This window comes from Proteus sp. G4380 (assembly GCF_963885725.1).
Classification (GTDB): Bacteria; Pseudomonadota; Gammaproteobacteria; order Enterobacterales; family Enterobacteriaceae; genus Proteus; species Proteus mirabilis.
Window position 1 is genome coordinate 1 of the sequence record NZ_CAWPAV010000045.1, and the last position, 13309, is coordinate 13309.

Annotated in this window: 12 protein-coding genes and 1 rRNA gene; 7 read left to right on the forward strand and 6 right to left on the reverse strand. The window is 40.3% G+C overall.

Annotated features, from left to right (window positions below):
- Positions 1–5: 5 nt before the first annotated feature.
- A 16S ribosomal RNA gene (locus AACU98_RS03385) occupies positions 6–1548 on the reverse strand.
- A gap of 395 nt (positions 1549–1943) precedes the next feature.
- On the reverse strand, positions 1944–2510 hold the full coding sequence (gmhB, locus tag AACU98_RS03390) for a D-glycero-beta-D-manno-heptose 1,7-bisphosphate 7-phosphatase (RefSeq protein WP_004245445.1): 567 nt from the start codon (positions 2508–2510) through the stop codon (positions 1944–1946).
- 210 nt (positions 2511–2720) lie between these two features.
- Here gmhB and metN point away from each other — a divergent pair, with 210 nt between their 5' ends.
- The 6 genes from metN (at position 2721) to proS (ending at position 8443) form a co-directional block, all read left to right on the forward strand.
- Positions 2721–3752, forward strand: coding sequence for a methionine ABC transporter ATP-binding protein MetN (metN, locus tag AACU98_RS03395; RefSeq protein WP_004245446.1), 1032 nt, complete (start codon positions 2721–2723; stop codon positions 3750–3752).
- The gene (locus tag AACU98_RS03400; protein WP_004245447.1) at positions 3745–4398 is read left to right on the forward strand and encodes a methionine ABC transporter permease MetI; all 654 of its coding nucleotides are present in this window, start codon (positions 3745–3747) and stop codon (positions 4396–4398) included. Before metN ends, AACU98_RS03400 begins: the two co-directional genes overlap by 8 nt.
- A 94-nt stretch (positions 4399–4492) precedes the next feature.
- A complete protein-coding gene (locus AACU98_RS03405) occupies positions 4493–5308 on the forward strand; it encodes a MetQ/NlpA family lipoprotein (RefSeq protein ID WP_004248707.1) in 816 nt (271 codons plus the stop codon).
- A gap of 130 nt (positions 5309–5438) precedes the next feature.
- Complete coding sequence (gene rcsF / locus AACU98_RS03410; RefSeq protein ID WP_004248708.1) at positions 5439–5849, forward strand: Rcs stress response system protein RcsF; 411 nt, start codon at positions 5439–5441, stop codon at positions 5847–5849.
- A complete protein-coding gene (gene tsaA / locus AACU98_RS03415; protein ID WP_004245450.1) occupies positions 5846–6553 on the forward strand; it encodes a tRNA (N6-threonylcarbamoyladenosine(37)-N6)-methyltransferase TrmO in 708 nt (235 codons plus the stop codon). The genes rcsF and tsaA overlap by 4 nt, the downstream gene beginning before the upstream one ends.
- Positions 6554–6727: 174 nt before the next feature.
- Positions 6728–8443: a proline--tRNA ligase gene (gene proS / locus AACU98_RS03420; protein ID WP_004245451.1), complete on the forward strand. Its 1716-nt coding sequence runs from the start codon at positions 6728–6730 to the stop codon at positions 8441–8443.
- 117 nt (positions 8444–8560) lie between these two features.
- On the opposite strand, the gene nlpE is transcribed toward proS, so the two are convergent.
- Positions 8561–9241, reverse strand: a complete 681-nt coding sequence (nlpE, locus tag AACU98_RS03425; RefSeq protein WP_004245452.1) for an envelope stress response activation lipoprotein NlpE — start codon at positions 9239–9241, stop codon at positions 8561–8563.
- A gap of 261 nt (positions 9242–9502) precedes the next feature.
- Here nlpE and rof point away from each other — a divergent pair, with 261 nt between their 5' ends.
- Entirely contained in the window at positions 9503–9763 is a 261-nt protein-coding gene (gene rof, locus AACU98_RS03430) for a Rho-binding antiterminator (RefSeq protein ID WP_004245453.1), read from the forward strand.
- A 36-nt stretch (positions 9764–9799) separates the two neighbouring features.
- On the opposite strand, the gene tilS is transcribed toward rof, so the two are convergent.
- From tilS to accA, 3 genes are all read right to left on the reverse strand, one after another.
- On the reverse strand, positions 9800–11125 hold the full coding sequence (gene tilS, locus AACU98_RS03435; protein ID WP_161735495.1) for a tRNA lysidine(34) synthetase TilS: 1326 nt from the start codon (positions 11123–11125) through the stop codon (positions 9800–9802).
- Between the two features lie 173 nt (positions 11126–11298).
- Positions 11299–12042, reverse strand: coding sequence for an SDR family NAD(P)-dependent oxidoreductase (locus AACU98_RS03440; protein ID WP_020946165.1), 744 nt, complete (start codon positions 12040–12042; stop codon positions 11299–11301).
- Between the two features lie 295 nt (positions 12043–12337).
- Entirely contained in the window at positions 12338–13297 is a 960-nt protein-coding gene (gene accA / locus AACU98_RS03445; protein WP_004245456.1) for an acetyl-CoA carboxylase carboxyl transferase subunit alpha, read from the reverse strand.
- Positions 13298–13309: the final 12 nt, after the last annotated feature.

Genomic DNA, 13309 nt, shown 5'->3' on the forward strand with positions numbered 1-13309 from the left:
TTAGGTAAGGAGGTGATCCAACCGCAGGTTCCCCTACGGTTACCTTGTTACGACTTCACCCCAGTCATGAATCACAAAGTGGTAAGCGCCCTCCCGAAGGTTAAGCTACCTACTTCTTTTGCAACCCACTCCCATGGTGTGACGGGCGGTGTGTACAAGGCCCGGGAACGTATTCACCGTAGCATTCTGATCTACGATTACTAGCGATTCCGACTTCATGGAGTCGAGTTGCAGACTCCAATCCGGACTACGACAGACTTTATGAGTTCCGCTTGCTCTCGCGAGGTCGCTTCTCTTTGTATCTGCCATTGTAGCACGTGTGTAGCCCTACTCGTAAGGGCCATGATGACTTGACGTCATCCCCACCTTCCTCCGGTTTATCACCGGCAGTCTCCTTTGAGTTCCCACCATTACGTGCTGGCAACAAAGGATAAGGGTTGCGCTCGTTGCGGGACTTAACCCAACATTTCACAACACGAGCTGACGACAGCCATGCAGCACCTGTCTCAGCGTTCCCGAAGGCACTCCTCTATCTCTAAAGGATTCGCTGGATGTCAAGAGTAGGTAAGGTTCTTCGCGTTGCATCGAATTAAACCACATGCTCCACCGCTTGTGCGGGCCCCCGTCAATTCATTTGAGTTTTAACCTTGCGGCCGTACTCCCCAGGCGGTCGATTTAACGCGTTAGCTCCAGAAGCCACGGTTCAAGACCACAACCTCTAAATCGACATCGTTTACAGCGTGGACTACCAGGGTATCTAATCCTGTTTGCTCCCCACGCTTTCGCACCTGAGCGTCAGTCTTTGTCCAGGGGGCCGCCTTCGCCACCGGTATTCCTCCACATCTCTACGCATTTCACCGCTACACATGGAATTCTACCCCCCTCTACAAGACTCTAGCCAACCAGTTTCAGATGCAATTCCCAAGTTAAGCTCGGGGCTTTCACATCTGACTTAATTGACCGCCTGCGTGCGCTTTACGCCCAGTAATTCCGATTAACGCTTGCACCCTCCGTATTACCGCGGCTGCTGGCACGGAGTTAGCCGGTGCTTCTTCTGCGGGTAACGTCAATTGATAAGGGTATTAACCTTATCACCTTCCTCCCCGCTGAAAGTACTTTACAACCCTAAGGCCTTCTTCATACACGCGGCATGGCTGCATCAGGCTTGCGCCCATTGTGCAATATTCCCCACTGCTGCCTCCCGTAGGAGTCTGGGCCGTGTCTCAGTCCCAGTGTGGCTGATCATCCTCTCAGACCAGCTAGAGATCGTCGCCTAGGTGAGCCTTTACCCCACCTACTAGCTAATCCCATATGGGTTCATCCGATAGTGCAAGGTCCGAAGAGCCCCTGCTTTGGTCCGTAGACATTATGCGGTATTAGCCACCGTTTCCAGTAGTTATCCCCCTCTATCGGGCAGATCCCCATACATTACTCACCCGTCCGCCGCTCGTCAGCAAGAAAGCAAGCTTTCTCCTGTTACCGCTCGACTTGCATGTGTTAGGCCTGCCGCCAGCGTTCAATCTGAGCCATGATCAAACTCTTCAATTAAAAGTGTTTGATGCTCAAAGAAATCGAAAACTTAGCTTATTCATTATATGAATTAACTTGTTAGTCACTCTTCAAGACTTGATACATCTAATTTTTTAGAAGATATCGTCTCTGCGAGTGCCCACACAGATTGTCTGATAATTTGTTAAAGAGCAGTGCAACTATCGCTGCCGTTTCCGGTCTTCTGCGTTGTTGCGAGGAGGTGCATTCTACATCTTCCTCATTCAGTGTCAAGCGCTAATTTATCAGGCTTTTCACTTTTTCTTTTGTTCTCTCAGCCGGTTCGCTTAGCGCCCTGTGCCGTGACAACGAGGACGCATTATAGGGAGTTTTCTGAGGCTGGCAATAGTTTTTTGAAAAAAAATGTTTGTTTGTTGGTTAATTAAACGAAGTGCCTATTTTTTGTGGCTTTTAAGCCATTTTGGCAAGTCGGCTAAGCTATCTAGAACAAAATCTGCACAAGTTTCGGCCTCTTCTGTAATCGCTTTTCCTGTGCGAACGAGAATTTTATGCCCAACTCCAGCCGCTTTTGCTGCCAACATATCTTCTTTTTTATCTCCCACCATATAAGAAGATGCCATATCGATGTTTAATTGTGCTTTCGCATCCATAAACATACCTGTTGCAGGTTTACGACAGTCACACTCTTTTTTGTATTCTTCTATAATTGCATCTGGATGATGTGGGCAATAATAAATGCCGTCTAAATCGACACCTCGATCAGCTAAAGACCAATCCATCCATTCAGTTAAATGTAAAAACTGATCTTCACTATAATACCCTCGACCAATACCTGACTGATTAGTCACTAGCACTAAAGCATATCCCATGGCTTTTAATTCAGCCATTGCTTCAATCACACCTTCGATAAATTCAAAGTTATCAATTTCAGATACATAACCATGATCGATATTAATCGTTCCATCGCGATCTAAAAAAATCGCAGAAATCCCCTTGCTCACAGCATTACTCCTTTTAGATATTTGCGCTTAGTATCGCATGTTTTTTCTTATATAGAGAAGCATATCCACCTTTCTTTCTTTTATTGACTATTATTACCTATTACGCTTCTGCTCTTTTTTGTTGACTTGGACGTCTAGACGCCTTAACATCTATTTTAACTCGGGCAGAATAGCGTGAATGTCCCATATTCTACTTATATAAAGAACAAGATGATTAAACTGACGAATATAAATAAAGTATTTAAGCAGGGAGCGCGTTCAATACAAGCGCTATCAAATATTAACCTGCATGTGCCACAAGGGCAGATTTTTGGTGTGATTGGATCGTCAGGTGCAGGTAAAAGTACTCTCATACGCTGTGTAAACATGTTAGAAAAGCCGACATCAGGTGAAGTTTGGGTTGATGGTCGTGATCTAACAAAATTATCTGATAAAGAATTAACCAAAGCACGTCGTGGCATTGGCATGATTTTCCAACATTTTAATTTACTGTCCTCAAGAACGGTATTTGATAATGTTGCCTTACCTCTAGAACTTGATAACACGCCGCGTGCAGATATTAATAAACGTGTTAATGAGTTATTAGAATTAGTGGGTTTAGCAGATAAAAAAGAGTATTACCCTGCCAATTTATCAGGGGGACAAAAGCAGCGTGTTGCGATTGCTCGAGCATTAGCTAATTCACCAAACGTTTTATTGTGTGATGAGGCAACTAGTGCTCTTGATCCCGCAACGACGCGTTCTATTTTAGAACTGTTAAAAGATATTAATCGTCGTTTAGGATTAACTATTTTACTTATCACTCATGAGATGGATGTTGTAAAACGTATTTGTGACCAAGTTGCCGTGATCAGTGGTGGTCAATTAGTTGAAAGTGATGCGGTAAGTGAGGTTTTCTCTCACCCTAAAACACCCGTTTCTCAAGCATTTATTCAATCAACATTACAATTGGATATTCCTGACGATTATAAAGAACGTATGAAGCCAGAGTGGGAAGAAGGCTTATTCCCGCTGTTAAAGCTTGAATTTAATGGGTTATCTGTTGATGCGCCATTAATGTCTATTGTTGCTCGTCGTTTTGATGCTGATATTAATATTTTAAGTTCTCAAATGGACTATGCCGGTGGAGTAAAGTTTGGCGTGATGCTAGCAGAATTACACGGTAAAAATGGTAACACAGAAAAGTCTATCGCGTTTTTAGAAGAGCATCATGTGAAAGTAGAGGTTCTCGGTTATGTCTGAAGGAATGATTTATTTATTAATTAGTGGGATCTGGGAAACCTTAGTCATGACATTTGTCTCAGGCTTTTTTGGTTTTGTCATTGGATTACCATTAGGTGTCTTACTTTATGTGACTCGACCAGAGCAAATTATGGCGAACTCACCCGCTTATAAAGTGATTTCTGCTTTAGTTAATATTTTTAGGGCCATCCCTTTTATTATCTTATTAGTTTGGATGATCCCTTTTACACGTATGGTAGTAGGAACATCCATTGGTTTACAGGCGGCTATCGTTCCGTTAACTGTAGGAGCTGCACCTTTTATTGCACGTATGGTAGAAAATACCTTATTAGAAATACCTCATGGTTTAATTGAAGCTTCTCGAGCCATGGGGGCAACACCAATGCAGATAATCAAGAAAGTTTTATTACCAGAATCTTTACCAGGTTTAATTAATGCTGCAACCATTACACTCATTACATTAGTCGGTTATTCCGCAATGGGGGGCGCTGTGGGTGCCGGTGGTTTAGGTCAAATTGGTTATCAGTATGGTTATGTGGGCTATAATGCCACGGTAATGAATACCGTCATTGTACTACTTGTTATTCTTGTTTTTATCATTCAGTTTATTGGCGATCGTTTAGTTAAACTGACAACACATAAATAAATGAATTAAAGGTTTCTATTCATCTACTATCTAATCAATAAATGTAGTTTGTATGAAACCTTTTATTTAACCAGTTCAAAGAAAGGGTAAATCTATGTCATTGAAATTTAAATCACTTGCTGTAGTCAGTGCATTAGTCGGTGCTTTAGCTTTAGCAGGTTGTGGCGAAAAAGAAAAAGATCCCAATCATATCCGTGTGGGGGTTATTTCTGGTTCTGAACAACAAGTTGCTGAAGTTGCTAAACAAGTCGCTAAAGATAAATATGGACTTAATGTTGAACTCGTCACTTTCAATGACTTTGTCATGCCGAATGAATCATTAAGCCGTGGTGATATTGATATTAATGCCTTTCAACATAAGCCTTATTTAGATCAACAAATCAAAGATCGTAATTACAAAATTACGGCTGTAGGTAATACCTTTATTTACCCTATTGCTGGTTATTCTAAAAAAATAACGGATTTAGCAGATTTACCCGATGGTGCACAAGTGGCTATCCCTAATGATCCAACCAACTTAGGTCGTTCACTGCTACTTTTAGAAAAAGTAGGATTAGTGAAATTAAAGGAAGGGGTTGGTTTATTACCGACTAAACTGGATATCATTGAAAATCCGAAAAACATACAATTAGTTGAGTTAGAAGCACCACAATTACCGCGCTCTTTAGATGATCAAAAAATCTACTTAGCTGTTATTAATACAACCTATGCGAGTCAAGTTAACTTAACTCCAGCAAAAGATGGTATTTTTGTTGAAGATAAAGATTCACCTTATGTCAATATTATTGTTGCCCGTGAGGACAATAAAGATGATGAAAATGTGAAGAAATTTATTCAATCTTATCAAACAGATGAAGTTGATAGCGCTGCGAATAAGATTTTTAACGGTGGTGCAGTAAAAGGTTGGTAATCATCTCACAACTCAACTTAATAATAAAAAAGGCGGACATTTGTTCGCCTTTCTCTTTTTTACTGGGCTAATTTGCATTAAATTAGGGCGGTTTAATTTTTGTATAGACAATAATAAAGAGGATATACCCATGCACATGCGCTTGCTACTTATTGGCATTATAGCGCTGTTTATGACCGGCTGTTCAATGCAGAAATCATCTGATGTTGATCAGTCTAAGTTTACGGATATGCGTTTAAATAAACCTGGCCAACCACAAAAGCCCAAACAGCAAACTTTATCTCCTGTTCGCATTGTTGAAAAAACAGAAGATCTTTTAGGTGCGCCTTTTAAAGATTTAGGTGTTGTTGCCGGTGAATCTTGCCGACAAACACTACAAGATCCACCCGCAAGCTTACCTGCTGCGAAAAAAAGAATGGCTATCAAAGCGGCTTATAAAAATGCGAATGCAGTTTTATTACATGAATGCCAAATAGTCACAGGAATGGGTTGCTATCAATCGGCAATCTGTGAAGGTTCAGCACTATTAATTACTCAATGAATAGCTACCAAATAACATCTATAGGGCATATTATCAGCCCTTATAAAGAGAAATTTGCCGTTCCTCGCCAACCTGGATTAGTCCAGGATGGCGTAGGCCAGCTAATACTACACACACCTTATAATCATCCTGATGCAGTAAGAGGCTTAGAACAATTTAGCCATCTTTGGTTATTATTTATTTTTCATCAAACAGCGCAACAAGGTTGGCATCCATTAGTGCGCCCACCAAGATTAGGGGGGAATAGCAAACTCGGGGTTTTCGCCACTCGCTCAACTTTTCGCCCTAATGCTATCGGCATGTCATTAGTCGAGCTAAAAGATATCATTATTGAAAAGCAATCGGTGATTTTGCAACTAGGCAGTCTAGATCTTATTGATGGAACCCCCATTATTGATATCAAGCCGTACCTTCCCTATGCTGAGTCTATTGCGGATGCAACAGCAGGCTTTGCCCAATATGCTCCTCATGAAGAGATGGAGATTCTTTTTTCTGAAGATGCCACACAGCAGTTACAATATTACTCTCATCAATATCCTCATCTTATGCGATTTATCACTCAAGTATTGCAACAAGATCCGCGTCCTGCTTATAAAAAAAGCGAACAAAGTGATAGAGTATATGCGGTGCATTTACTGGATTTTAATATTCGTTGGCAAGTCAATGGGCAGCAAACACTTGTTCTTAGTATAGAACCGCGCTAACTTGCACTTACTAACATTGAAACTTCTTGTCTTTAAGCAAATCAGATTGAAAAAAATGCTTTGCCTCTTTTGGCAAACCTAAGTCACTGGTAGACTAAAGACTTTCTCTATTTATATTGATGTAGACTGGCCTGACAGTCAGCCTAAGTATTTTTGTTCTAATGGAACCTAATAATGCGTACTAGCCACTATTTGCTCTCTACTTTGAAAGAGACGCCTGCTGATGCCGAAATTGTCAGCCATCAACTCATGCTTCGCGCAGGTATGATCCGTAAACTCGCATCTGGTCTTTATGATTGGATGCCGACCGGTGTTCGTGTCCTGAGAAAAATTGAGAAAATTGTTCGTGAAGAGATGGACAACGCAGGCTCACTTGAAATTTCAATGCCGGTTGTTCAGCCTGCTGATCTATGGCAAGAAAGTGGCCGTTGGGAACAATATGGCCCAGAATTGTTGCGTTTTACAGATCGCGGTGAGCGTCCTTTTGTTTTAGGTCCAACCCATGAAGAAGTGGTGACCGATATTGTTCGTAATGAAATCACCTCTTACAAACAACTACCACTCAACCTTTACCAAATTCAAACTAAATTCCGTGATGAAGTACGCCCGCGCTTTGGTGTTATGCGTTCACGTGAGTTTATCATGAAAGATGCCTATTCATTCCATATCTCTCAAGAGTCTCTACAAGAGACTTACGACAGAATGTATCAAGCCTATAGCAATATCTTTACTCGTATTGGTTTAGACTTCCGTCCAGTATTGGCTGATACAGGCTCTATTGGTGGTAGTGCCTCTCATGAATTCCAAGTATTAGCAGATAGCGGAGAAGATGATATCGTATTCTCAACAGCATCTGACTATGCTGCTAATATTGAATTAGCAGAAGCGGTTATGCCAGCAACACCTCGCTCACCAGCAACAGAAGAGTTACGTTTAGTAGATACACCAAACGCAAAAACTATTGCTGAATTAGTTGAACAATTTAATCTGCCTATTGAAAAAACAGTTAAAACACTTATTGTTCATGCAACTGAAGAAAGTGGTCATAAATTAGTGGCTTTATTAGTCCGTGGTGATCATGAGCTCAATGAAATAAAAGCAGAAAAATGTAGCATTGTCGCTTCACCTTTAGTTTTCGCGACTGAAGAAGAGATCCGCCAAGCTGTTAATGCAGGTCCAGGCTCTCTTGGTCCAATTAACTTGCCATTACCAATCATTATCGATCGCGCTGTATCTGTTATGAGCGATTTTGGTGCTGGTGCAAATATTGATGGTAAACACTACTTTGGTATTAACTGGGAGCGTGATTTACCTCTTGCTGAAATGGCGGATATCCGTAATGTTGTCGAAGGTGATCCAAGCCCAGATGGTAAAGGTACTTTACTTATCAAACGTGGTATTGAAGTCGGTCATATCTTCCAACTAGGTAAGAAATATTCTGAAGCATTAAAAGCGACGGTACAAAACGAAGAAGGCCATAACCAAGTTGTGACTATGGGTTGTTATGGTATTGGTATTACTCGTATCGTTGCAGCGGCAATCGAACAAAACCATGATGCCCGTGGTATTATCTGGCCTGATGCTATCGCACCTTTCCAAGTTGCCATTTTACCAATGAACATGCATCGTTCTTATCGTGTAAAAGAAGTAGCAGAGAAACTCTATGCTGACTTACGTGCACAGGGTATTGATGTATTATTTGATGATCGCAAAGAGCGCCCAGGTGTGATGTTTGCAGATATGGAACTGATTGGTGTACCACACACCATCGTGATTGGTGATCGTAATCTGGATAACGAACAAGTTGAGTATAAAGCACGCCGTAGTGATGATAAATCGCTGGTCAATGTGAATGATGTTGTTGCCTTTATTAAAGAGCAACTGGTTTAATCCATTTAATATTGTTTAGCCCTTATGGGCTAAACTGACCAAACTTAACGACTGCTGTTACCACTTTTGTTAACGTAAAAAAAACCGCTTTATTTAAAGCGGTTTTTTTATAATGAATTAACTTCTGCTATTACGACGGCTATTGCAAGAGCCATGACGATCAAAGCGTGGTTTATTATCGGTAACCACTAATGCACGATCATACTGTCCATCTTCCATTGAAGGACGAATACTATAGTAACCTCTGACCTCTAGATAGACAGGTGTTCCGCCATCAACGCCTGTAGCAAAATAGCCTTTTTCTAATACTAATCCATCAGCAGCATAGACACGTCCAGATTGGCAATCTTTAAAGGTTCCAGCGTCAGCAAAATAGGTAAATTCACCCGCTAACTGCTTAGGTTGAACCTTTGCTAAGGTATAATTAAGACCCGAATTAATTACATTACCATCGATATCCAACATAACTAATTTATCTTCACGAGGTAAATAGTAACTCTTCTCGCCATAACTATTAGTCAAGGTCAGTTTATCTTTACTTAATGACCAAGTACCTGACTCAAAAAAACTTCGATTGTCATCAGAAGTGCCTTGGTAACTTTGCTCCATTACATAAGAGCCATCTTGATTGACAAGAATAGTCGTGTCGATACCAGAACAATCGGCACAAGGTAGAATACTGTTATATGTTTGATCAACAATTTTACCATCGAGTGACAGGCCAATATTATTTTGGCAGCCTGACATAATAAATAACCCTGCAGCAATGGCTGCAAATAAAAGTTTTTTCCCCATCATCAACTCCCTAAGTTCTGGGTACTTTCTAATTTCTCGTTTTCAATGCTAGTTTAGCATTTTTTTAAGCAAAAAGGGTGAATAAAACCCCCTTTAAGATAATTACACTACGTTTTAGTATAAATTCTTAAATCTTGTCGCAGAATGCACTATTTCAGAAAATTATCACAATAACTATTGTGATCACTTCGAATAACAGCATAATGATTTTATTCTGAATTATTCACTGGCGGCAATACCGCCACGAACGAGTGGTGAGGGAATATGTCAACAAATACAGAATATCAACCAATTAATTGTGATGATTATGAATATTTGGAGTTAGCTTGCCAACGAGGCTTAACACTCCATATTGAATTACATAATGGTGAGCAAATTGATGGTGTCGCAGATGATCTCTTTTTAAGTAAAAAAGTTGAATATCTGAAAGTAAAAACATCTGAGGGTGCAAAAGATTTACGACTGGATATTATTGCCAGTTTTTCTCATCCCGAACTTGGCACTATCATAATCAAATCTGAATAACTATTTACGTAAACAACCGCCAATTACGGCGGTTGTTTACGACGCTTGCCACTCAATTGTTATACTTTGTTCTGTTGTTGCATTTCCCTCTAAAGTCACAAAAGTATTAACCGCTGCAATTAATGTATCGTTATAATAAATCAATGGGATACGAGTTCTTTGCCATGGGGCAATATTAAGCTCTTGCCAAATTTTCTTGCTTGATCTGGCCAAATTTCGCCCAACAATACGTAAAGATGAAGCGGTTAAGCCAAAACGAACCGTCACTTTTTCATCTGCTAACGGTGCTCTGCAGATTGTTTTACCGCTATCACGACTCACCGCTAATATCCCTAACTGATTAGGCAAAATTAAAGGTTGTGATAATGACCATTCGATAACCTTATCCGTTAGTTCTTCCATAACAGGCACAAGATAGAGGCGTTGTTGATAACGCCTAACTTCATCTTGGAAAAAACGTAACCGTGGCTCTGCATCTGCTTTAGCTAAAGCAACTTCTTGCCATAGCCGCGACAATTGAGATCTTGATGGCATGCTTTTATTACATTTAGCAAACCAACGACGCAATAATGCATTACGTTTTATTTCGCTACAGCGAGACAATAAATTGATATCTAAACTCTGATGCTCATCAATCAATTGCTGCAATTCTACATCGAGTAACTCATCTAAGAGCGCTTCTTGTTCACCACACAGTGCGGCACTACGAGTAACTGCTTGAGAAAAATGTGGCCAGCGCTGAGTCAATAGAGGCATAACATGTAAACGTAAGAAATTGCGATCATAGCGATCATCTTGATTACTATCATCCTCAATCCATAATAAACCGTGCTCATGTGCATAAGCTTCGATTTGTTCACGTGTAATATTAAGTAATGGTCGTAATAAATACCCTTGTTCAAAAGGCATTTTTGCAGGCATTGAAGACAATCCTGCCGGTCCACTACCGCGTTTAAGCGCTAATAGGAAAGTTTCCGCTTGATCATCTTGATGTTGTGCCGTCACTAAAACTTGATTAGGCTGTAAATATTGGCGATAAGCTTGATAGCGCGCTTCTCTGGCACCCTGCTCAATCCCCCCTTCTTTCCCATTGACTTGTACTCTTTCACTGATAAAACTGACCTGCCAGTTATGACAAAAATGTTCGCAATGCGTGAGCCAATCATCGGCTTTTGAATTCAATCCATGATGAACATAAATTGCCGTTAATTCTAAAGGAAGTTGATATTTATCACGTAAGCAAACCAACCCATGCAATAAAACGGTTGAATCAACTCCACCACTAAAACCCACTAAAATATGAGTATGAGAGCCAATTTGTCGTTTAATTTCGTTAATAAGAGGACAATTTTTCAGTTCCATAGCATTATCAGTTATCGAAGAATTCAATGGGTTATGTTAAGCCTTTCCATTGCATTTTGCACGAACACAACCTTTCGCCGCAACATAATAAAAAAGAAAGCAGAATATAACTTTTCACTTAAGCTGATAACGATACTAAGAAAATGCTGTCCTCATCGCTGTCATGGGTTTAATTATGCCGTAAAGCCACCATCAACGAGATAAGAAGCCCCTGTGACAAACGAGGCGGCATCACTTGCTAAAAAGGCAACAACATTAGCCACCTCTTCAGGTGTACCTAACCGACCAATAGGGTGTAAAGCGACGAGTTTTTGTTTGTCTAATTCACGCCCCTCTAATAAAGGAGTATCAATATAGCCTGGACAAACAGCATTAACACGAATACCTTGACTGGCATAATCAAGCGCTAACGTTTGTGTGAGTAATTTAATGCCCCCTTTAGAGGAGCAATAAGCAGGAAATGCATGCTGGCCGACAAAAGAGCAGATTGAACTACAGTTAACAATAGCGCCTGTGGTTTTAGTTTCTAACCAATGTTGAATAACCGCGCGGTTAATAAGAAATAGTCCATTAAGATTAACATCAAGCACTTTTTTCCATTGATCGTAATGTAATTTATCGGCAACGGTATCGGTTAAAACACCCGCATTAGCAAATAAAAAATCCACTTTGCCATAATGTTTTACTACATGCTTAACCAGTTGTTGATTATCTTGCTCATTGGCGGCATCCATTTGTACAAATTCTGCGGAAAACCCTTTATCTTGCAAATACTTTTGTGCTTTTTCCCCACGACCTAAATGACTTCCAGTAATAACAACCGATGCCCCTAGTGATAAAAATTTCTCAGCGCTAGCTAAACCGATACCACTATTACCTCCGGTGATAATGCCTACTTTGTTGCTAAATGAAATCATAACTTTTCCTTCTTTGATTAACGATAAGCCTTATCAAATCATAGGTAGGGTTACGTATTTTTTAAGCAAAGATAAACATAAATCTTATATTTGAGATCGAGTTAACATATTGATATATAATTAAAAATGAAAGTATCACAATCTATTACTATTAATAATAGAAATAGTTTTATAAAAGAAAAATTAGCTGGAGTGATAGTGGCGCGATAATAGCCTGATCCTATTCGCCATAAAAAAACCCCATGCTATAGCATGGGGAGTGATCTTTTTAATAGCTAGCTAAGTACCCGCTCAATCAGCAATAGCCATATTCCATTAAGCGTTGATAACGGCGGTTAGTTAGCTCTTCTGTATCAAACTCATCTAACTGCGCTAAATCAGCTTTTAGCTGTGCTTTTAGTGATGCTGCCATTTCATCATAATGACGATGAGCACCACCTAAAGGTTCAGGGATCACCGTATCAATCAATTTTAATTCTTTTAAACGATTTGCCGTGATCCCCATAGCTTCAGCAGCTAATGGTGCTTTATCAGCACTCTTCCATAGAATAGAAGCACAACCTTCTGGCGAAATAACGGAATAGGTGCTGTACTGCAACATATTCACTTTATCACCCACACCAATCGCCAAAGCACCACCAGAGCCACCTTCGCCAATAACGGTACAAATAATTGGCACACCAAAGCGAGACATTTCTCTTAAATTACGAGCAATCGCTTCTGATTGTCCACGCTCTTCAGCGCCCACCCCCGGATAAGCTCCCGGAGTATCAATAAAAGTAATAATAGGTAATTTAAAACGTTGTGCCATTTCCATTAAACGCAGCGCTTTGCGATAACCTTCAGGAGCCGGCATACCAAAATTACGACGAATTTTTTCTTTCGTTTCACGTCCTTTTTGATGACCAATGATCATCACCGGACGACCGTCTAAACGAGCAATACCACCGACAATCGCTTTATCATCAGCATAAGCGCGATCGCCCGCCAACTCCTGAAAATCAGTAAAAACACGATTAATATAATCAAGGGTATAAGGTCTTAATGGATGACGAGCAAGTTGTGCCACTTGCCATGCACCAAGATCAGAGAAAATTTTTCGAGTAAGTTCTAAACTTTTTTCTCTTAAGCGTGCAACTTCTTCATCAATATTAATATCAATTTTTTCATCATGTTGGCTAACTGCGGTTAGCGAATCGATTTTCGCTTCTAACTCGGCAATTGGCTGTTCAAAATCCAGAAAATTAAGACTCATAACATTCCTATT

Excerpts from the sequence above, each read along its gene's own strand:
- metN (WP_004245446.1), top strand. The coding sequence starts at position 2,721 with ATGATTAAACTGACGAATATAAATAAAGTATTTAAGCAGGGAGCGCGT.
- AACU98_RS03400 (WP_004245447.1), top strand. The coding sequence starts at position 3,745 with ATGTCTGAAGGAATGATTTATTTATTAATTAGTGGGATCTGGGAAACC.
- AACU98_RS03405 (WP_004248707.1), top strand. The coding sequence starts at position 4,493 with ATGTCATTGAAATTTAAATCACTTGCTGTAGTCAGTGCATTAGTCGGT.
- rcsF (WP_004248708.1), top strand. The coding sequence starts at position 5,439 with ATGCACATGCGCTTGCTACTTATTGGCATTATAGCGCTGTTTATGACC.
- tsaA (WP_004245450.1), top strand. The coding sequence starts at position 5,846 with ATGAATAGCTACCAAATAACATCTATAGGGCATATTATCAGCCCTTAT.
- proS (WP_004245451.1), top strand. The coding sequence starts at position 6,728 with ATGCGTACTAGCCACTATTTGCTCTCTACTTTGAAAGAGACGCCTGCT.
- nlpE (WP_004245452.1), bottom strand. The coding sequence starts at position 9,241 with ATGATGGGGAAAAAACTTTTATTTGCAGCCATTGCTGCAGGGTTATTT.
- rof (WP_004245453.1), top strand. The coding sequence starts at position 9,503 with ATGTCAACAAATACAGAATATCAACCAATTAATTGTGATGATTATGAA.
- tilS (WP_161735495.1), bottom strand. The coding sequence starts at position 11,125 with ATGGAACTGAAAAATTGTCCTCTTATTAACGAAATTAAACGACAAATT.
- AACU98_RS03440 (WP_020946165.1), bottom strand. The coding sequence starts at position 12,042 with ATGATTTCATTTAGCAACAAAGTAGGCATTATCACCGGAGGTAATAGT.
- accA (WP_004245456.1), bottom strand. The coding sequence starts at position 13,297 with ATGAGTCTTAATTTTCTGGATTTTGAACAGCCAATTGCCGAGTTAGAA.